Annotated in this window: 18 protein-coding genes and 1 rRNA gene; 5 read left to right on the top strand and 14 right to left on the bottom strand. The window is 40.4% G+C overall.

All coding sequences use genetic code 11. The features are described from left to right. Nucleotides 1–7 precede the first annotated feature (7 nt). Nucleotides 8–1559, bottom strand: a 16S ribosomal RNA gene (locus KHA88_RS19800). Between the two features lie 230 nt (nt 1560–1789). Continuing rightward, on the bottom strand, nt 1790–2023 hold the full coding sequence (locus KHA88_RS19805; protein ID WP_213122709.1) for a hypothetical protein: 234 nt from the start codon (nt 2021–2023) through the stop codon (nt 1790–1792). A 214-nt stretch (nt 2024–2237) separates the two neighbouring features. Here KHA88_RS19805 and KHA88_RS19810 point away from each other — a divergent pair, with 214 nt between their 5' ends. Further along, nucleotides 2238–2987, top strand: a complete 750-nt coding sequence (locus KHA88_RS19810; protein ID WP_213122710.1) for a polysaccharide deacetylase family protein — start codon at nt 2238–2240, stop codon at nt 2985–2987. Between the two features lie 52 nt (nt 2988–3039). Here the strand turns inward: KHA88_RS19810 and KHA88_RS19815 are convergent, their stop codons facing one another. Continuing rightward, the gene (locus KHA88_RS19815) at nt 3040–3720 is read right to left on the bottom strand and encodes a KinB-signaling pathway activation protein (protein ID WP_213100067.1); all 681 of its coding nucleotides are present in this window, start codon (nt 3718–3720) and stop codon (nt 3040–3042) included. Nucleotides 3721–3877: 157 nt separating this feature from the next. Between KHA88_RS19815 and gerD the strand changes: the two genes are divergently transcribed. Further along, the gene (gene gerD, locus KHA88_RS19820; protein ID WP_213122711.1) at nt 3878–4504 is read left to right on the top strand and encodes a spore germination lipoprotein GerD; all 627 of its coding nucleotides are present in this window, start codon (nt 3878–3880) and stop codon (nt 4502–4504) included. Nucleotides 4505–4553: 49 nt separating this feature from the next. Here gerD and KHA88_RS19825 read toward each other — a convergent pair whose 3' ends face one another. The 4 genes from KHA88_RS19825 to KHA88_RS19840 all read right to left on the bottom strand — a co-directional run bounded on the left by KHA88_RS19825 (nt 4554) and on the right by KHA88_RS19840 (nt 7449). After that, nucleotides 4554–5615 carry a P-loop NTPase gene (locus tag KHA88_RS19825; protein WP_213100065.1) on the bottom strand — a complete coding sequence of 354 codons (1062 nt, stop codon included), beginning with the start codon at nt 5613–5615 and terminating at the stop codon, nt 4554–4556. A 116-nt stretch (nt 5616–5731) separates the two neighbouring features. Continuing rightward, nucleotides 5732–6442, bottom strand: coding sequence for an N-acetylmuramoyl-L-alanine amidase CwlD (gene cwlD, locus KHA88_RS19830; RefSeq protein WP_213100064.1), 711 nt, complete (start codon nt 6440–6442; stop codon nt 5732–5734). 70 nt (nt 6443–6512) lie between these two features. Continuing rightward, a complete protein-coding gene (locus tag KHA88_RS19835) occupies nt 6513–6956 on the bottom strand; it encodes a DUF2521 family protein (protein WP_213100063.1) in 444 nt (147 codons plus the stop codon). 142 nt (nt 6957–7098) lie between these two features. Beyond that, nucleotides 7099–7449 carry an ASCH domain-containing protein gene (locus KHA88_RS19840; RefSeq protein WP_430413723.1) on the bottom strand — a complete coding sequence of 117 codons (351 nt, stop codon included), beginning with the start codon at nt 7447–7449 and terminating at the stop codon, nt 7099–7101. Between the two features lie 317 nt (nt 7450–7766). Between KHA88_RS19840 and pflB the strand changes: the two genes are divergently transcribed. From pflB to KHA88_RS21235, 3 genes are all read left to right on the top strand, one after another. Next, entirely contained in the window at nt 7767–9995 is a 2229-nt protein-coding gene (gene pflB / locus KHA88_RS19845; protein WP_213122712.1) for a formate C-acetyltransferase, read from the top strand. Between the two features lie 114 nt (nt 9996–10109). Beyond that, on the top strand, nt 10110–10862 hold the full coding sequence (gene pflA, locus KHA88_RS19850; protein WP_213100060.1) for a pyruvate formate-lyase-activating protein: 753 nt from the start codon (nt 10110–10112) through the stop codon (nt 10860–10862). Between the two features lie 91 nt (nt 10863–10953). After that, on the top strand, nt 10954–11079 hold the full coding sequence (locus KHA88_RS21235; RefSeq protein WP_283247462.1) for a hypothetical protein: 126 nt from the start codon (nt 10954–10956) through the stop codon (nt 11077–11079). A gap of 45 nt (nt 11080–11124) precedes the next feature. Here KHA88_RS21235 and treR read toward each other — a convergent pair whose 3' ends face one another. From treR to KHA88_RS19885, 7 genes are all read right to left on the bottom strand, one after another. After that, entirely contained in the window at nt 11125–11841 is a 717-nt protein-coding gene (treR, locus tag KHA88_RS19855; protein WP_213100059.1) for a trehalose operon repressor, read from the bottom strand. A gap of 14 nt (nt 11842–11855) precedes the next feature. After that, complete coding sequence (gene treC, locus KHA88_RS19860) at nt 11856–13526, bottom strand: alpha,alpha-phosphotrehalase (protein ID WP_213108771.1); 1671 nt, start codon at nt 13524–13526, stop codon at nt 11856–11858. Nucleotides 13527–13687: 161 nt separating this feature from the next. After that, nucleotides 13688–15115, bottom strand: coding sequence for a PTS system trehalose-specific EIIBC component (treP, locus tag KHA88_RS19865; RefSeq protein ID WP_213108772.1), 1428 nt, complete (start codon nt 15113–15115; stop codon nt 13688–13690). Nucleotides 15116–15486: 371 nt separating this feature from the next. After that, on the bottom strand, nt 15487–16368 hold the full coding sequence (locus KHA88_RS19870; protein WP_213122713.1) for a DMT family transporter: 882 nt from the start codon (nt 16366–16368) through the stop codon (nt 15487–15489). A gap of 103 nt (nt 16369–16471) precedes the next feature. Further along, nucleotides 16472–17437, bottom strand: a complete 966-nt coding sequence (gene uvsE / locus KHA88_RS19875; RefSeq protein WP_213100055.1) for a UV DNA damage repair endonuclease UvsE — start codon at nt 17435–17437, stop codon at nt 16472–16474. Nucleotides 17438–17480: 43 nt separating this feature from the next. Continuing rightward, complete coding sequence (gene uvsE / locus KHA88_RS19880) at nt 17481–18434, bottom strand: UV DNA damage repair endonuclease UvsE (RefSeq protein ID WP_213108774.1); 954 nt, start codon at nt 18432–18434, stop codon at nt 17481–17483. A gap of 381 nt (nt 18435–18815) precedes the next feature. Further along, nucleotides 18816–20231 (bottom strand): VWA domain-containing protein, encoded by a 1416-nt coding sequence (locus tag KHA88_RS19885; RefSeq protein WP_213122714.1) that lies wholly within the window; start codon nt 20229–20231, stop codon nt 18816–18818. Nucleotides 20232–20248: the final 17 nt, after the last annotated feature.

Raw genomic sequence — 20248 nt, forward strand, 5'->3', positions numbered from 1 at the left:
TCCTTAGAAAGGAGGTGATCCAGCCGCACCTTCCGATACGGCTACCTTGTTACGACTTCACCCCAATCATCTGTCCCACCTTCGGCGGCTGGCTCCCGTAAGGGTTACCCCACCGACTTCGGGTGTTACAAACTCTCGTGGTGTGACGGGCGGTGTGTACAAGGCCCGGGAACGTATTCACCGCGGCATGCTGATCCGCGATTACTAGCGATTCCGGCTTCATGCAGGCGAGTTGCAGCCTGCAATCCGAACTGAGAATGGTTTTATGGGATTAGCTAAACCTCGCGGTCTCGCAACCCTTTGTACCATCCATTGTAGCACGTGTGTAGCCCAGGTCATAAGGGGCATGATGATTTGACGTCATCCCCACCTTCCTCCGGTTTGTCACCGGCAGTCACCTTAGAGTGCCCAACTGAATGCTGGCAACTAAGGTCAAGGGTTGCGCTCGTTGCGGGACTTAACCCAACATCTCACGACACGAGCTGACGACAACCATGCACCACCTGTCACTTTTGTCCCCGAAGGGAAATCCCTATCTCTAGGGAGGGCAAAAGGATGTCAAGACCTGGTAAGGTTCTTCGCGTTGCTTCGAATTAAACCACATGCTCCACCGCTTGTGCGGGCCCCCGTCAATTCCTTTGAGTTTCAGCCTTGCGGCCGTACTCCCCAGGCGGAGTGCTTAATGCGTTTGCTGCAGCACTAAAGGGCGGAAACCCTCTAACACTTAGCACTCATCGTTTACGGCGTGGACTACCAGGGTATCTAATCCTGTTCGCTCCCCACGCTTTCGCGCCTCAGCGTCAGTTACAGACCAAAGAGCCGCCTTCGCCACTGGTGTTCCCCCACATCTCTACGCATTTCACCGCTACACGTGGAATTCCGCTCTTCTCTTCTGCACTCAAGTCTCCCAGTTTCCAATGACCCTCCACGGTTGAGCCGTGGGCTTTCACATCAGACTTAAGAGACCGCCTGCGCGCGCTTTACGCCCAATAATTCCGGACAACGCTTGCCACCTACGTATTACCGCGGCTGCTGGCACGTAGTTAGCCGTGGCTTTCTGGTCAGGTACCGTCAAGGTACCGGCAGTTACTCCGATACTTGTTCTTCCCTGATAACAGAGTTTTACGATCCGAAGACCTTCATCACTCACGCGGCGTTGCTCCGTCAGACTTTCGTCCATTGCGGAAGATTCCCTACTGCTGCCTCCCGTAGGAGTCTGGGCCGTGTCTCAGTCCCAGTGTGGCCGATCACCCTCTCAGGTCGGCTACGCATCGTTGCCTTGGTGAGCCGTTACCTCACCAACTAGCTAATGCGCCGCGGGCCCATCTGTAAGTGATAGCCGAAGCCATCTTTCAACCTCTCCTCATGCGAGAAAAGAAGTTATCCGGTATTAGCTCCGGTTTCCCGAAGTTATCCCAGTCTTACAGGCAGGTTGCCCACGTGTTACTCACCCGTCCGCCGCTAACCTTTGGGAGCAAGCTCCCAAAGATCCGCTCGACTTGCATGTATTAGGCACGCCGCCAGCGTTCGTCCTGAGCCAGGATCAAACTCTCATAAAAGTAGTTTGTTAGCTCATTTGCTGGTCTTACATAATTACTTGTTGACGTTTCGTTTCGTTCAGTTTTCAAAGATCAAATTTCCCAATCGCTCATTGGCGACTTTTACATCATATCAAATCGCAAATGCTAAGTCAATAACTTTTTTCGTTATTTTTTTTCGTTAACTGCAATGACTTTTTGCAGCAACGTTTTCTAATATAACAAGGTTATTTGAAAGTGTCAATGCATTTTCACGAAAAGTTTTTTGAATTTCTTTTAAATAGCGGGATATACTTTGCACAATCTTGTTGCGATGCCACGCGTTTAAATAAAGAGAATAATGTTCTGTAGCGATCTTCCATTGCTTGTTTTATTATCTGTTCAATCCGAGAATCATCCATGTCGAAAAGAATTTCTTCCATTTCACGTTTTAGTAAATAAATAATTTCTTCTTTTTCACCTTCGCTAATTAGTATACCAAGCATTTGTCCACCTCACACATTTTCGTATATATAGGTATTGCCGAAGCTAAAAAATTTATGTTGTAAAAAAACATTATTTTGGATCGGATTTCCTACTGCATGATTTTTCTTTTTGCTGTTATGTATTCCAATCCTTGACCATACTCACCATTTTCATTCATACGAAGCAGAACATCAGGCATAGACTGTTATGGACAGGCAGATTAGGAGGGATTGCATGAATTTCTTTATTACGATTGATGGCCGCAGAGTAAAACAGGGACTTTTCGTCATCTTAATTGCTTTCTTTACAGCGGTACTTTTTTTCTCCCAAACTTCCGTGCATATTCCCGCAATCAGCACAAAGGAAGAGCCAAAAGCTATATATAGAGGAGAAAAGGGAATTGCCTTAACATTTAATATTGGCTGGGGTGATATTCAGGCAGAACCTATTTTAGATGTTTTGAAGGAAAAAAGCGTAAGATCGGCCACGTTTTTTGTTTCTGGGGCATGGGCAGAAACACATCCAGATACGATTAAAAGAATTAAAGAGATGGGCTTTGAAATCGGCAGTCTTGGATATGCCTATGAGGATTACACTGAATTGGAAGATGAAAAGGTAAGAAGGGACATCGCAAGGTCTATAGACGTTCTAAAAAAACTCGAAATTGAAGATATTCAATTTCTCCGCTCGCCGACAGGACATTTCGATAAAAGAACGCTCGCCATTGCCAATCAACTTGGGTTAACAGTCGTGCATTGGAGTTTAAATTCCCAGGATTGGAAAAATCCAGGTGTTGAAGCAATCATAAAACAGGTAAACAAATCGAAAGCGGGCGATATTGTTTTATTGCACGCCTCCGACTCAGCCACGCAGACAGCAAAGGCGCTCCCTTCAATCCTGTCTAATATTCGGGAGAAGGGTGAACTAGTTACTGTTTCCATTTTGATTGCTAATGGAAGAGTAAAAACCAGATTAGTTCCTTAAATAAGAAAAGCGCAAGCGACTTGATAGAGGTTAAAAGAAAAAAAGCGAACCATTAGCGGCTCGCTTTTTTGTTTTTACTTTTAGTAATGGTTTTAGTTGTCTCTTTCCTTGATGCACGCTGAGCCATTTCTTGGGCAGATAAGCGATTGTATTTTGGTAGCATCAATATTTGATAGGCATTACATGCTATTAAAGGGAAAATCATTAAATAGATCCAACTTTCATCATTGGGACGCAATACTGGAAGCCACTCAAGAATGGTGACTACGACCATAAAAAAGAGCGCCGAAACAAAAGTGGTGCGATTTGTCATCCTTGCCTTAAAAAAGGCAACGATTAAACCAGCTGCCAAAATAAAAACAGCAAGCCCTATATATGGAAGGAGACTTTCCTCTTTTCCCGCAAAAGCTTGAAATCGGAAGTAAACGAGATCAAATAAAACAATAATGATGAGGATGAGCTGAACGGCATTCCATAAAGATATGGAACGAAACACCCCGAGGCCAAACTGGTGTATAAACAAATAGGCAAAAAAACCGACCTGACTTACAACGGCAAAGATAAAGCCAACGCCCACTAACCAGACAAAAGTAGAAAGGATCGCTCCAATTTTCATATCCGCAAAGTAAGGTTGAAATTCGCTCCACCGAATAAAGAATCCTAATATCCCCGTTATAATACCACCCAAAATGAGTGAGTTGAATAAAAATTTTATCAAATTTCGAATTGTCACTGCCCTAATTCCCCCATAGTGAATGTACTTATCACACCGATTTTATCAATGTTCATTTGAAAAATCCATGATTGGCTCAATTGTGCATAAAAACTTCACAAAGTTCCATATTAAATGTAAGGGATAAGCCAGACATGTAAAGGAAAGGAGCCTTCCTATGCGAAAAGGCGTTTATTTGCTCCTAATAATGTTTATTTTCATTCTTTCATCGTGTTCAAATAGAGAATCAGGAAATGCAAAACTTGATTATGACCAGACGAAGAAAATGATGGTCGACCTTTTAAAAACAGATGAAGGTAAAAAAGCGATTCAAGATATTATGACAGAAAAGGAAATGAAAGAGCAGCTCGTCATGGACCAAGCTATTGTTAAGGAAACAATCGAAAAGACACTCACTTCCGATAAAGGCCAAGAATTTTGGAAAAAAGCATTTAAAGACCCTAAATTTGCGGCGGCAGTAGCGAAAAGCATGAAAAAAGAAGATGAAGCACTTCTAAAGGGTTTAATGAAAGATCCTGAATATCAAGGTATGGTAATGGATATTTTAAAAGATCCACAAGTGCAAAAAGATTTTACGCAAGCGCTAAAAAGCAAAGAATTCCGCGAGCATTTACAGCAAGTTGTTACCGATACAATGGAAAGTCCTATTTTTAAAGCTAAAATACAAGATATTTTGCTTAAAGCTGCTGAAGAAACAAAAGGCGGTAAACAAGGAGGCAAATCAGGAGAATCACAAGGTGGAGGCGGTGGCGGTGGCGGCGCCGGCGGTGGTTCTAGTTCATAATAAAAACGAGGCTGTATCCCATGAAACTTTAGGGACCCAGCCTCTTTTTTTAGTTGAGTAGATTGATCATTTTCTCGGCAATGTCACTATAAATACGGCCAATTTGATGATTTTCATCATAAACCGATGGAGCAAAGTCTTCTTCATCCCAATCGGGCTGTTGCAACGGAAGCTTACCAAGCAGTTCTGTCCTTAGTTCATCTGCTAACTTATCTCCGCCACCTTGCCCGAATACAAATTCCTTCTCACCCGTCAATTTGCTCTCGAAGTAGGACATATTCTCGATTACTCCAAGAATTTCATGGTCCGTACGCAGTGCCATCGCCCCAGCTCTAGCAGCAACGAAAGCTGCAGTCGGATGCGGTGTAGTAACAATAATCTCTTTACAGCTCGGAAGCATAGTATGAACATCGAGTGCTACGTCTCCCGTTCCAGGAGGTAAATCAAGCAACAAGTAATCTAATTCTCCCCACTCTACTTCCGTGAAAAAGTTATTAAGCATTTTTCCGAGCATTGGCCCGCGCCAAATGACAGGCGAATTATCTTCAACGAAAAAGCCCATGGAAATTACTTTTACACCGAAGCGATCTACCGGAATAATGCTATTACCCTTTACTTGCGGACGTGTTGTAATCCCCATCATATCTGGAACACTGAATCCGTAAATATCCGCGTCAATCAGCCCTACCTTTTTACCGAGACGGGCAAGCGCAACAGCCAAATTAACTGAGACAGTTGATTTTCCTACACCGCCTTTACCGCTCGCAATAGCGATAAATGTAGTTTTACTATCGGGAGAAAGTAGATTGGCCGAACCGCTTCCCGGTAAATCACCGGACGCGCGGTGTTTTTCCAACTCTTCCTCTGGAAGTTCCGCAAAGCGGATTCCAACCGTTTTAGCACCTGCTTTTTTCAACATATCTACAATTTGAATCTGCAATTGAAGCTGTTCAGGTGTCCCCGTTTTGGCAAGGGCAATCTTAATACTGATATGTGATTTTTCTTCTTTTACTTTTACTTCAATAATGCCATTTGTTTCTTCGAGTGTTTTATGTAGGATTGGATCTTTTAATTCTTTTAATAATTCAAAGGCTTGCTGTTCTGTAACCAAGATTTAGCACCGTCCTTATTGTGGATTTACACACAATTCAATTATACCATAATGCCTTTTTTTCGGTATGTAATAAGCTTTTTAACAATGCCAATAGGCCCGTTCACCTACGGGCCTCATTTTAGTGTTTTCTCTTCGGTAAAATATCTTAATATTCCTTTGTATATAGATGCTGCTACCTTTTCCTGATATTCATCCTTTTTCAATTCATTTCGTTCTGAAGGATTCGATAAAAATCCAATTTCGACGAGCGCCCCCGGTTTTTTCGCATGTTTTAGCAAGTAAACATTTTGAATGATTTTAGCTTCCCTATCGGTATTTTCAAGGGTAAGGACCAATTCTTCCTGAATAAACTTCGCAACTCGTTTATTATCCGCTAATTGAGGGTTGAAAAAAGTCTGGGCTCCCCTCCAGCGTGGAGAGGGGATAGAATTTAAATGAATGCTGAGAAATAAATCGGCATCTGATTCGTTAACGATCTTTAGCCTCCTCTTCAAATCATCGGTTTTACGGCGGCTATATCCTCTGATGTCCGAATCGGCTAAATCCTTATCCGTCTCTCTCGTCATCAGCACTAGAGCTCCCTGTTCCTGTAAATAATCACGCAGCTTATGTGCAACCTTTAATGCAATGTCTTTCTCAAGTGCGTCTTTATTTCCGGCTCCACCGTCAGGACCGCCATGCCCTGGATCCAAGTAAATGATTTTCCCTGTTAATGGAAGATTCCAAGTGTCAAAAGAATCTTTCGGGATAAATTGATATTGAAAAAGAAGAAACAGCACCGCCGCACCAATTGAAAACAAAATGATCTTTGCTTTTCTCCCCATAACATCTTCCCCTTCACGCCTTGTTCATCAAAGCATATGGGACAAGAAGTATGTTTAGAACAAAAATGCGTTAATGTAATCGGAGTTTATGGCGCCGTTCTCCTTTTATATAGCCTTCTTTCCACCAGGAATCAACGAAATGTTCACATGAAAAATAAATGGATTCATCGCGAATGGTTTCTTTGCCATAATCCCAATACAACCAAAAGTGATATAAAGTATCCGTAAAATGTTTGATCTCGCTCCGGCATCGTCTTTTAGCCATTTCCATTGTTTCTCCATGCACCGTGAAGCGGCTGAATTCCCCTCCGGTTAAGAAAGCTTCTATAGCTACATCGAAGCACGCTTCCTCCACTCCTTCATCAAGCCATGGATTCAAGCTCTTTCTAGCAGCGGCAAAATGAAGTAAAACACTCTTTTTCAATTCGACCATTGACAATTCCCGCAGGAGTTTTCGTTCATATGTTAACTGCTTTTCCCGTTTTTTCTCTTCAAATGTTGTCACCACTATCATACTTCTTCAGCCTCCCTGTCCTTAGCTTTTAACGAACAGTGCGAAGTCATGCATGTGGTAGAAATTTTCAATTTGAAAAATAAAAAGCGAAAAACCAGTTGTTATTGTCCGGTTGTTTTCTAGAGCCGCTGGAGCCAGTTACTCATTCATGATTATGAACAGGAGCAAACTCATGAACCCATACTTTCATTTTCGGTGCCCAAGGCATACCTGGATGGAATCCTAAAATTGCATTTTTGTATTCCTCAAGACTTTCATACCCTTCTTGCCGCGCATGTTGGTTGGTCAACTCGCCCAAAGTTTGTGAATATACGCTTTCAATTACAAAATCTTTATTTTGAAGCGTCATTATTTCACCGACATCAGCATATCTACCGTTACGACGTGTAGCTGTTTTTTGTCCATTGATCACTTTTTCAATATCTGCAGGGACTGTAACTAACCGCTCGATCGTACACGTTTTTGGCGGTAAATCCGAATGATTACTTTGCATTGTCAACTAAAAAACCACCTTTATGAATTTTGTGAGTAATATAACCTGCCTACTCTCAGTTTAATGGAGCGGGCACTAATCATCAATTTATCCAATTCCTTAAAAGATTGTTCCCCTCATTGTCATTCAAACATATCTGACAATATTTTGTAACAATCTTCCACTAGCTTTAAATAAAAAGGTGCTATACTTAAGTTAAGAAGTTTGATCAACATTTCACAATGTTACACATCATTGCTCAATACTTCACAATAATTGATGATAATTGTTTATGCCATGGAACTGTAAGTATCCAAATACCTAGGAGGTTTTCGATGATGATGCATTGGAATGGGTTTACAGAAGGACGCTGGCAAAATGAAGTGGATGTTCGAGATTTTATTTTAAAAAACTACACCTTATATGAAGGTACTGAAGAATTTTTAGCAAAACCGACCGAAGCAACCTCTGCATTATGGGAACAAGTGATGGATTTAACAAAGCAGGAGCGGGAAAATGGCGGCGTACTAAATATGGATACGAAAATTGTGTCTACAATCATTTCTCACGGACCTGGATATTTAAATGAAAAACTAGAAAAGGTTGTCGGAGTCCAAACTGATGAGCCTTTTAAAAGATCATTGCAGCCTTTCGGTGGAATTCGGATGGCAGCATCCGCTTGTGAATCATACGGATACAAATTAGATGATGAAGTGGAAGAGATTTTTACAAAATATCGGAAAACGCATAATCAAGGAGTTTTTGACGCATATACACCCGAAATGAAGCTCGCGAGAAAAGCGGGAATTATCACTGGTCTGCCTGATGCATACGGGCGCGGAAGAATCATCGGGGACTATCGACGTGTGGCGCTATATGGGATTGATTTCCTGATAAAGCAAAAACAAGAAGAAATGAATATGACAAATATTGTAGCAATGACAGAAGAAGTCATTCGGGAACGTGAAGAAATTGCTGAGCAAATCAGTGCTTTACGCGAATTAAAAGATCTTGCCAGCATTTACGGTTTCGACATTTCCTTACCTGCTACAAATGCAATTGAAGCATTCCAATGGCTATATTTTGCCTATCTTGCAGCAATTAAAGAGCAAAACGGTGCTGCCATGAGTTTGGGAAGAGTATCTACCTTCCTTGATATTTATATTACGAGAGACATATTGAACAATACATTAACGGAAATGGAAGCTCAAGAGCTTGTCGACCATTTTGTTATGAAGCTGCGACTCGTTAAGTTTGCCAGAACACCGGATTATAATGAATTATTCAGTGGAGATCCAACTTGGGTAACGGAGTCAATCGGAGGAATGAGTCTTGACGGTAGACCGCTTGTAACGAAAAACTCTTTCCGCTTCCTGCATACATTGGATAACTTGGGACCATCCCCGGAACCTAACTTAACCGTTCTTTGGTCTACCGATTTACCGGAAGCATTTAAAAAATATTGCGCGGATATGTCCATTAAGACAAGTTCTATCCAGTATGAAAATGACGATCTTATGCGTGAGACTTACGGAGACGACTACGGCATTGCCTGCTGCGTGTCTGCGATGAGGATCGGAAAACAAATGCAGTTTTTTGGTGCACGAGCAAATCTTGCTAAAGCCTTATTATATGCCATTAACGGCGGGGTTGATGAAAAGCTTAAAACACAAATTTCCCCAGCGTTTGTTCCAATTGATTCAGGGTATTTGGATTACGAGGAAGTTGTTGAAAAATTTGACCATGTGATGGAATGGCTCGCGGGTCTTTATATGAATACTTTGAATGTTATTCACTACATGCACGATAAATACAGTTATGAAAGAATCGAAATGGCTTTGCATGACCGAGAAATTTTACGGACAATGGCTTGTGGAATCGCTGGATTGTCTGTTGTGGCGGATTCTCTAAGTGCCATCAAATATGCAAAAGTGAAACCGATTCGTGATGAAAATGGCATCGTCATTGATTTTGACATTGACGGAGATTTCCCTAAGTACGGAAACAACGATGCCCGTGTCGATGATATCGCCGTTCATCTCGTTAAAACGTTTATGAGTAAACTTAAAAAGCACCGCGCCTATCGCGATGCAACACCGACTTTGTCTGTCTTAACGATAACGTCCAACGTCGTATACGGCAAAAAGACCGGAAACACACCGGATGGCAGACGTGAAGGGGAACCATTTGCACCAGGAGCAAACCCGCTTCATGGCCGGGATCAAAAAGGAGCCATCGCATCCTTGAGTTCAGTAGCAAAACTACCATATGAATACGCGCTCGACGGAATTTCTAATACGTTCTCCATCGTGCCAAAAGCACTCGGCAGAGAGGAAAAAACAAGGATATCCAATCTTGCAGCAATTCTTGACGGCTATATGATTAAAAACGGACATCACTTAAACATCAACGTATTCAATCGCGAAACATTACTCGATGCCATGGAGCGGCCTGAAGAATACCCACAGCTCACAATCCGTGTATCCGGATACGCCGTCAACTTCATCAAACTAACAAGAGAACAACAAATCGACGTAATCAACCGCACCTTCCACGAAACAATGTAATTCGAAATTCGACAAGTGCCTGTCACGCCCCGAATTATGTCGAAAACGACAAGTGACAGGCACGGCCCGGATTTTGTCGAAAGATGGATTTCGATTTTGAAAGGATTTGATGTGATGAGGGTTAAAACACGTATTCATTCTATAGAGTCTTGTGGGACGGTTGATGGTCCAGGTTTGCGGTATGTTATTTTTACACAAGGTTGTTTATTGCGCTGTCAATTTTGTCATAATCCTGATACGTGGGCATATGGCAAGGGTGGAGGTAAAGAAGTTTCTGTTGCTTCTCTGATGGATGATATTAAAGATTACTTACCATTTTTGCAAGCGTCCAATGGAGGTGTGACTGTTAGCGGCGGCGAACCGCTACTGCACGTTGATTTTCTGATTGAATTATTTAAGGAGTGTAAAAAACTCGGCATTCATACTGCAATCGATAGTTCTGGAGGATGCTTTACGCGTAAAGGAAGATTTATTACAGCACTCGACCAGCTGATGGAGCTGACAGACCTCGTACTTTTAGACTTGAAGCAAATCAATGATAATAAACATAAGGCCTTAACATCTGTTTCAAATAAGCATATTCTTGATTTTGCTCGTTATCTTGAAGAAAAAAAGGTGCCCGTCTGGGTCCGCCATGTACTCATTCCTGGATTGACTGACTGTGAAGAAGATCTAAAAGGACTCGCCGCTTTTATTCAGACACTATCCAATGTCGAGAAAGTGGAAATCCTCCCCTATCACCGCTTAGGTGTGTATAAATGGGAAGCACTGGGCCTCGATTATCCGCTTAATGATGTCCAAACACCATCTGAAGATAAAGTTAAATGGGCACAGGAAATTTTGACAATAAAGAAAACAGGAACCTAGATATTTAAAAGCTCCCGATTTAAATTCATCGAGAGCTTTTTATTATTGATCGAAAAATTTTTTACTTAAACTTGAACCAGCTGATCAAACAATGATTAGTAAAATTGGCGCCGTCTATCAAGTTATCCCGGAGGACCAAAATCAGATTCAACAATATATGAACCAAACAGGAAATCAAAATCCAGTAACTGGTCATAGCGACCAGCTATATCAATAATTGGAGAATCGAAAAAAGCTCTCGTCCAATGAGAGCCTTTTTCTCTTACATATGATTTCTTCGTGCAAAGTCAACAAAGCGGAATTTATCCGGCCTATGTCTCGACTCCGTGTATTGAAAAAGACTAGCGTCCTCCAGATATACATAGTTTTTGATGATGACGATATTATGGAAGCCTTCTAGATTCAACAAGTCCCTGTCCTCCGCTGTAGGGTCTTCCACAATAATTTCCTTTTTGGCATAGCTGATCACTAGATTTAACTCATTTTCCAAATAATGATAAATGGAATGTTCACAGATTTCCTTCGTAATATGAGGGACGTACTTTTTATTCAAATAATCCTTATCTAAAATGATCTTTTCTCCGCCAATTTCCCTCACCCTGCTAATATGCCAAACATGATCTTTAGATGAGATATTTAGTTGCTGCTTAATATACTGATCAGGTTTTCTTAAAGAAAGTTCATGGACAATCGTCTTCGGTTTTTTACCCATTTTCTGAGCCAGTTCGTTAAAACTGACTAAACCAGAAACCGGAAAGTCTAATTTCGTGTTTTTAATGACGATAGACCCTTTTCCTCTAACTTTTTGGATATAGCCGTTTTGCGCAAGCAAGTTTAGTGCTTTTCGGATTGTTTCCCTTGATGTCCCATAAAGATCCTTCAGCTCATGCTCAGAAGGCAGAAGAGAGTTCGGAGCAATCTCCCCTGCTTCTATTTGCTTTACAATATCATTATGGATTGTCAAATATTTATTTGTCATCCTCATATCCCCAATTATTTTTTCAAGTGATAAACGATAGATTCATACGGCCTTAGCGTAAGCTGTTCGAACTCGGCGGACGAATCTTGATAATTGGAAAGTAAAATGCTGCTTGTGTATTCACTAAAATCAAGCTCTTCCGGAAGTGTAAATGTTGTTTCTTCCGCATAGAAATTATTAATGACTAACAGTTTTTCATTTCCCGCATCGCGTATATAAGCAAAAATAGCATGATGCTCAGGTAAAATCAATTCATAGTCGCCATCCGTAATCACGTCGTACTGTTTTCTTAACTGAATGAGTTTTTGATAATGGTAGAAGATCGAATTTTCATCTTCCATTGCATTTTTTGCATTAATGGTTGGATAGTTTTCGGCTGTCTTTATCCAAGGTGTTCCGGCTGTAAATCCAGCATTTTCACTATCATCCCACTGAACCGGTGTTCTTGAGTTATCCCTGGATTTCTGCTTCAGAATATCAAGGATCTGTTCTTCTGCCATTCCTTCTTCTTTCTTGATCCGGTACATATTTAACGATTCAACATCACGGTAATCATCGATTTTCTCGAACTTAGGATCTGTCATCCCAAACTCTTCCCCCTGATAAATATAAGGAGTGCCTCTCATCATATGAAGGGTCGTTGCCAGCATCTTAGCCGATTCCAGATGATATTTACCATCATCTCCAAAGCGAGAAACGGCTCTTGGCTGATCATGATTACACCAGAACATCGCATTCCAACCGCCGCCTTTTGTCATTTCTACTTGCCAAACTGACAGGATTTCTTTCAGTTGTAAAAAGTCAAAATCAGCTTTCGTCCACTTTTCTCCATTTGGATAATCGACTTTTAGATGATGGAAGTTAAACGTCATGTCTAGTTCTTTACGGTCGGGTCTTGTGTACTTAATACAGTTATCAATGGTCGTTGATGACATTTCGCCCACTGTCATCATGTCATACTTTGAAAAAACAGCCTCGTTCATCTCATGAAGATATTCATGTACTCTTGGTCCATCTGTATAAAATTTCCTTCCGTCCCCTGTGCTGTCATTTGGAAAATGCTGATCTTTAGAAATCAGATTAATTACATCAAGACGGAAGCCATCGACGCCTTTATCAAGCCAGAATGTCATCATCTCATAAACTGCTTTTCGGAGCTCTTCGTTTTCCCAATTTAGGTCTGCTTGGGTGACATCAAATAAGTGCAAATAATACTGCCCAGACTGCTCATCATACTCCCATGCAGGCCCGCCGAATTTCGACTGCCAATTCGTTGGAGCTTCCCCAGGCTCGCCATCTTTCCAAATATAAAAATCACGATAAGGGCTGTCAGGAGAAGAAAGGGATTTCTGAAACCATTCATGTTCTGTCGACGTATGGTTCACAACAATATCCATAATAATTTTCATATCGCGATGATGAGCTTCCATTAGCAAACGCTCAAAATCTTCCATCGTTCCATAGTCTTCATAAATCCGATAATAATCACTAATATCGTAACCATTATCATGCTGTGGAGATTCATAAATCGGAGTTAGCCATAGAACATCAACGCCAAGCTCTTTTAAATAGTCTAGCTTCTCAATTATACCTTGTATATCCCCAGTCCCAGTTCCCGTCGTATCCTTAAAGCTTTTCGGATAAATTTGATATACGACTGATTTTTTCCACCATGGTTGCGTCATAAAAAATACACCTTCCTATTAAAAATTTTCAATGATTTTCCGGCTATTCGTGAGTAACCTACCTCTAACGTGAGGAAACCAAACCTTTAAAGGCGAGTAAGATTAGTCGGGATATAGCAAAAGAGGAACAAGTAAATGTCCCTCCGCTTTATTTAAGTTGATTAATTTCTTTTAAACGAAATTTTCCCCATATTGCTTTTAGAAAATACGATTGTTAATAGGAACGGAATGACAATTGCGATAACCATTGCGATTGCAAATGTCACCATATACTGCGCCTGGATGGAAAGAATTCCCGGGAGTCCTCCAACACCGATTGAGTTAGCCATGACGTTACTTCCGACTGAAATAACTGCTGCCACCAATGATCCAATCATCGCTGCTAAAAATGGGAATCCGTATTTCAAGTTAATTCCGAACATCGCCGGTTCTGTTACTCCCAAGTAACAAGAGATCGCAGCCGGAATCGATACTTGCTTTTCTTCTTCATTTTTTCTGTTAATAAAGATCATCGCAAGAACAGCAGATCCTTGAGCGATATTTGATAAAGCAATCATTGGCCATAAGTTCGTTCCACCAAGTTCACTCATCAATTGCAAGTCGATCGCATTTGTCATATGATGCAAACCGGTAATGACAAGCGGTGCGTAAGCAAACCCAAAGATTGCGGCAAACAACCAGCCCATTGAAGATGTCAAACCTGAGTAAACAACTGATGAAATGGCAGAGCCTATTTTCCAACCAATTGGTCCAAGAACAACATGAGAAATAATTACAGTTGGAACTAGAGCTAAAAATGGTACAACAATCATCGAAATAGCACTTGGAATAATTTTACGCAATCTTAATTCTAGGAAAGATAGTAAAAGACCTGCTAATATTGCTGGAATTACTTGTGCTTGATATCCAATCATATCGACTTTGGCAAAACCAAAATCCCAAAACGGAACTTCCGCCGCTCCGGCTACTCCATATGCGTTAAGAAGCTGTGGTGAAACAAGTGTAATTCCCAATACGATACCAAGGATTGGGGTAGCACCCATTTTCCTCGCTACTGCCCACGTAATCCCTACCGGCAAGAAGTGGAAGATCGCTTCTCCAATCAGCCATAAAAAATCGTTCGTACCTGCCCAAAATTGTGAAGATTCTACAAGTGTCATCGTTTTACCATCAAGCATCTTGATTTCACCGATAACATTTCTAAATCCAAGAATTAATCCCCCAACGACAAGTGCAGGAATAAGAGGCGTAAAAATATCCGCTAAATGAGCAATCATTCTTTGCAGCCAGTTCATATTTTGCTTCGCTGCTTCTTTTGCTTCATCCTTCGATGTATCGCTTACACCAGCGATTTTAACAAAATCATTATAAAAAGAAGACACTTCGTTCCCGACGATTACTTGGAACTGTCCTGCCTGTGTAAATGTCCCTTTCACAAGCTTAATTGCTTCAATTTTTTCGACATCCGCTTTCTTAGGATCCTTTAACACAAAGCGCATTCTTGTCACACAGTGAGTAACAACGGAAATGTTTTCGCTGCCGCCAATGTATTCAAGCAGATCTTTTGCCGGATCTGTGTACTTACTCATCCTGTTCTCCCCCTTGATGATGTAAAAATCATCTCTTTATATATTCTAAATTCATGTACTTTTCGTTTAGCGCTAACTTGTATATACATATCGTGAGTACGTTTTCATTTTATCCTGTATATACAACTTTGTCAATTTCTTTTCGGAGGTAACGTAAAATAGAATAATTGTGAATCTTACTTATTTTGAGTTCTTTAAATATGCAAAAAGACCCTCAATCAAGTTTCGATTGAGAGCGTTAATAAGATAATATTATGAAACTAAGGAACTACAAACCTTACGGATACTTTCCCAGATTGTTAGTAGGCCTTCTTATCTCTTTAGGACAATGGAGTGAACTTCGATTTACCGTACATTATTATCCACACCAATTAAACCATTTCCTCTACCCTTTTCTTTTTCCAAAAGCTAAACTTAGTTTCAGATAGTATAATCGCACCGAGAATAAGGGCCGCGCCGATGATCATTTTCAGAGTCATGATTTCACTTAAAATGACAACTGAAAAGGCCATGCCCCATAATGATTCTGTCGATAAAATAATAGCCGCTTTTGTTTCAGTAATGAATTTCTGTGCCACTGTTTGCAATAAAAAAGCGATTGTTGTTGAAAAAATTCCTAGATAAAGAAGTGGAAGCAGCCCTTCCGATCCAAGTGTAAAGGATGTTTCTCCTCTCAACAAGACAACGATCCAGCTGATGACCGCTGCCGTTACCATTTGTACAATCGTGATTAACACAGCGTCCTCATCTTTGACAAATCTTGCTGTGTAAAAAATATGAAATGCGAATCCGACCGCACAACATAGTGTTAGCAAATCTCCAATATTGATTTCAGAGGATAATTTAAGCGAGAGTACTGCAACACCTACCAAAGCTGTAACAGCTCCAACTAGCTCAAACATATCAATTTTTCGCTTGTACAGTAAAAATCCGATGAAAGGAACAATGACGACATTAACTGCTGTTAAAAATGCATTTTTTGAAGGTGTCGTATATATTAGTCCAACTGTTTGGAGAGCAAAAGCTGCATATAAAATGATTCCCAAAACTGCCCCTTTTATCATTGTGCTTTTCTTAATATTTTTCAATTTCTTATTGAATAAGAGGCTTAAAATGATAGTCCCGATGAAAAATCTTCCCGCCAAAATCTGATAGGGAGTATAGTGATCCAATGACATCGCACTGGCAACAAATCCGCTCCCCCAGATGATCGCTGTAATAATTAGCCCCATTTCCCCCAAATATTTCCGCATGTGATCCACCACCAAATTTAATCAATAGTACTATTATAGCGATTAATAATATGTACGGGTATCTCTTTTTTGTTGCGAAGGGGCTTCATGCGTTTTTTTATTATCATGTTAAATGAAACGAAGAGCCATCAATGATTTCCACATCATCCCTAGCTTTAATTTCTTCCATTAAATGAAACAGGGCTTCGTCTTTTCTTTTCGCTTCAATCATACAATCAATTTGTGGAATGCTGCCCTTTATTGCTTGTAAAAAGTTAAAAAACATATCCACGTCAACAAAGTCTGCATGATGCCGGAATTCTTTTTGGCTTTTTGGACTTGATATATGCATTTTTACGGGAAGTGGAGAATGTCTCCACGTTTGAATCACTCGTTCCCAATGTACTTCCCAATCTGGATTTTGATGATGAGCAAGGTGATGATGATAATCAAATACGAGTGGAATATCAAGTTTTTCACATAAGTAAAGGCAATCCTCCAAGGTAAAAGAAGTATCATCATTTTCAAGCATAATCATCTTTTGAATCGCTCTCGGGACTACCATCCAATGATCAATAAACCGTTCAAGCGATGTTTCCGTATCCTTATAATTTCCCCCGACATGCATCACACAGCGATGGGTCGGATCCATCCCCATCCCTTTTAATAATAAATAATGCATCTTCAATGTTTGAATGGAATTCTTTAGAATTTCCTTCTTCATAGAATTAATGAGAACAAAATGATCTGGATGAAAATCAATTCTTATTTTATGTTCTTTGGCAAAATCGCCAATCTCCCGTAGCTGTGCTCGCAAGGGCTTCAAATAATTCCAATCAAGAAGTTCTATATGGTTGGCCAGAGGAATTAGGCGAGAGGTTAAACGATAAAAATGTATTTCAGACGCTGCATTATGCTTTAAAATTCTAAGAGTATTTTGTAAATTGGAAAGAGATATACGTTCCAATTTGCGAATAGCAGCTTCCCTGTCTTTAATCTTTTGAAATTGCGCAAATGTCATGGTTTGTGAGGGAGATGCGTTTTTTAATTCCATGCTCATTGCCACGTAACCTAAACGTAAGATCGTCACTTTCTCACCTCTATCACCAAGTATTCACTCATCCTATCCATACTTACCATTCCACTGCTGAGCTTGATATACGTTTGATTCCCCGGACTGAGGCTATTTCTTCGATAAGCTTCAGCATAGCAAGGTTCTTTTGCTTTGCTTCAATCATAATATCAAAGTCCCGATCAAGCTCCTTTGCCATTTTCAAAAAAGGGAGGATAAACTCTAAAGATACAAAATCAGCATGTGAACGATAGGCTTGCTCTGATTTCGGTGACGAAAGGTGGACTTTGGGTACTGCGGAAATGTTATTCCATGTATCAAATATACGTGATAAATAATTTGAGAGATCAACATCCCCTTTATTGGCCATATAGTGATGGTAATCAAGAACCATCGGGATATTTTCTTTTTCACAAGTAATCAATGTTTCTTCTACATCGTAAGTCTTATCATCATTTTCAAGCGTTATATGTTTCTTAATATTTGTAGGTAATTTTTTTATATTGTGATGGAAACGCCCTAATGCACTTTCTTTATCCCCATATGCTCCACCAATATGAATATTGATGATTCCTCTTTCAAGTGCATTCATCACTTCGAGCATTTTAAAGTGGTATTCCATATCCCTCACTGCATTCACGGTCACTTCTTCCCGCGGGCTCGTAAAAAGTGTAAATTGGTTGGGGTGGAAGCTTGGTCGCAGCCCAAATTGATGGATGAGCTGCCCCAGTTCTTCCCACTCGGTTTTGAATGGAGTAACGAAATCCCACATTACTTCCGGATGGGTTGCTAAGGGTACAAGTGAACTTGAAAACCGGTATAATTCAATTTCATGTGCGATATTATAATACAAAATTCTTTTCGTATGCTGTAAATTCTGTGCTGTTACAGATTTGAGTTTGTCCATTCGTCCGCTATTTGAAAGTGTTGAATAGCGGGCAAAGGTTAAAGTTTTGGAAGGGCTCGCGTCCCATAAACCTAATGCATTGGCAACATATCCAAAACGAATTTTCATCTATTTTTCTCCTTCATTTTAATACCGGCAATAGCGGGACGATTAATTTCCCAACTTAAAGGATTTTATAGATCCAATTATTTTTATTAATATATGTTTCCGTATAAACCATCCTCAGTTTCTAGGCTTCCCAATCTCCATTCACTTCAAATTCAAACCGATCAAATACTTTACTATGGTACCCCACATGAATATTTAGGATACCGTCTTTTTGTCAGACGTTACTAAATGATTGGTTCGCTTCAACTCTATTTTAGAATCAAAAAACCCCTTCCCGATTTTCTCAGGAAGAGGCTGTAAAAGTTGATGTGACAACGATGTTAACGCTCTGAAAATTCTAGTGCACAAGCACGCCTAAAGCGAAAATCAACAGTATGATATTTAGGAATCTCCCGGTACATTTTGATTAAACTTTTCTTCAAGTAATTGTAACGCTTCACCAATCTTCTTTTCGTTAAGTTCTTTTAACTCTTTTTTTAATTTATTATATTCTTCTTCAATCCAGTTATGGTATTCACCATTTCTTTTTCTTAAATAGTCATGGCTTTCACGCGACATCAATTTTCGTTGCTGGTATAAATATTGTAAGGCCGTTCCAATTTGGCTTCCTTCATCTAGCCTTTTTCTGTACTCATCGACTCCATATCCAAAGATATCGAGCGAATTCTTTAATTTGTCATGTTCTAAGCTTGTTTCTCTCTGTGTTTTCCACTTTTCCCAGTTTTTCGCTATTTCTTTCATATGCTCTAACTCATTTTGCAGACTTTCCGCATTTTGTACGTCTTCGTAAGTACCCTCTGTAGCTTTGGCCACTTCCTTCAACTGTTTTTGTCCTTCATTGTCGACATTAAATCCGATGACGTTGACAATTGGAGTAATATCAGACTCGTAAAGCTGTTTGGCGGCGGCGATGGGATCATCATCACAGGTTGAAACCCCGTCACTGACCAAATAAATAATATTCGTGTTTTGGTCTCCTTTGAAATCTTCTAAATCTTTTTGAGCCTCGTTGATCGCCAATTGTATCGGCGTCCATCCTGCTGGCTGAGCTTTTTCTAAAGAAGTTTGAAAGCCAGCTTTGTCGTATTTTCCAATTGGGTAGATAAGGTCGCTGCTTGAGCATGAACGTGCTTTATCAGAATCACTGCCAGTTCCCTCATGTCCGTATATTCGAAGTCCCACATTGGCTTCAGCTGGCAAGCCTTCCACGAAATTAGTGATTGCCTTTTTCGCTGCTGCCATTTGCGTTTCTCCGCCAAGATCCTTTCTCATGCTTCCAGAAGCATCAAGTAAAACGAGGACATTTAAATTTTCTTTAAACTGCATTCGAGGATCTTCAATATCAGGATTGCCGATCGCTTGAAAGCGCATTTTGGCAAGCAACTCCTCAGGTCCATTGAAATCATGCTGAAAAACTGCCAATATTTCATTATAATAGTGATTAAGCTGTGCCTCTGTAGGTTCACCCGAAATATCAGGCAGGTGTGCTGTCAATTCATCCAGCTTAGGATGGTCGTCCTCATGAATTCCAAAGAGCTGCGGACCCGTATAACCGGGTGGTAAGGCAGCTAATTCAGCTAATGTTTGCGGAAGTGGGGCCGGCTCAATGTCTTCAGCTATCGTTTGTTTTTCACTCACACTTTCGACTTCAATTTCCTTTTCTTTCTCAGATATTTCTACATTGTCCACTGCAATAGATTCATTTGAGTCTAAAATTTTTTCATCCTCCGTTTTTCCTCCACAAGCAGTGAGGATGAAAACGAAAACAGTCCATAATATTAAGTGTTTTAGTTTCATAATATCTCCTTATTTCA

Origin of the sequence: Lederbergia citrea (genome assembly GCF_018343525.1) — a bacterium.
In the GTDB taxonomy this organism is placed as follows: Bacteria; Bacillota; Bacilli; order Bacillales; family Bacillaceae_C; genus Lederbergia; species Lederbergia citrea.

What these genes read in the sequence shown, in the direction of transcription:
- pflA (WP_213100060.1), top strand. Translation starts at nt 10,110, where the DNA reads ATGAGGGTTAAAACACGTATTCATTCTATAGAGTCTTGTGGGACGGTT.
- treC (WP_213108771.1), bottom strand. Translation starts at nt 13,526, where the DNA reads ATGACGCAACCATGGTGGAAAAAATCAGTCGTATATCAAATTTATCCG.
- KHA88_RS19805 (WP_213122709.1), bottom strand. Translation starts at nt 2,023, where the DNA reads ATGCTTGGTATACTAATTAGCGAAGGTGAAAAAGAAGAAATTATTTAT.
- KHA88_RS19835 (WP_213100063.1), bottom strand. Translation starts at nt 6,956, where the DNA reads ATGATAGTGGTGACAACATTTGAAGAGAAAAAACGGGAAAAGCAGTTA.
- uvsE (WP_213108774.1), bottom strand. Translation starts at nt 18,434, where the DNA reads ATGAAAATTCGTTTTGGATATGTTGCCAATGCATTAGGTTTATGGGAC.
- KHA88_RS21235 (WP_283247462.1), top strand. Translation starts at nt 10,954, where the DNA reads ATGATTAGTAAAATTGGCGCCGTCTATCAAGTTATCCCGGAGGACCAA.
- treP (WP_213108772.1), bottom strand. Translation starts at nt 15,115, where the DNA reads ATGAGTAAGTACACAGATCCGGCAAAAGATCTGCTTGAATACATTGGC.
- KHA88_RS19870 (WP_213122713.1), bottom strand. Translation starts at nt 16,368, where the DNA reads ATGCGGAAATATTTGGGGGAAATGGGGCTAATTATTACAGCGATCATC.
- pflB (WP_213122712.1), top strand. Translation starts at nt 7,767, where the DNA reads ATGATGCATTGGAATGGGTTTACAGAAGGACGCTGGCAAAATGAAGTG.
- KHA88_RS19885 (WP_213122714.1), bottom strand. Translation starts at nt 20,231, where the DNA reads ATGAAACTAAAACACTTAATATTATGGACTGTTTTCGTTTTCATCCTC.
- KHA88_RS19810 (WP_213122710.1), top strand. Translation starts at nt 2,238, where the DNA reads ATGAATTTCTTTATTACGATTGATGGCCGCAGAGTAAAACAGGGACTT.
- gerD (WP_213122711.1), top strand. Translation starts at nt 3,878, where the DNA reads ATGCGAAAAGGCGTTTATTTGCTCCTAATAATGTTTATTTTCATTCTT.
- KHA88_RS19840 (WP_430413723.1), bottom strand. Translation starts at nt 7,449, where the DNA reads ATGCAAAGTAATCATTCGGATTTACCGCCAAAAACGTGTACGATCGAG.
- cwlD (WP_213100064.1), bottom strand. Translation starts at nt 6,442, where the DNA reads ATGGGGAGAAAAGCAAAGATCATTTTGTTTTCAATTGGTGCGGCGGTG.
- treR (WP_213100059.1), bottom strand. Translation starts at nt 11,841, where the DNA reads ATGACAAATAAATATTTGACAATCCATAATGATATTGTAAAGCAAATA.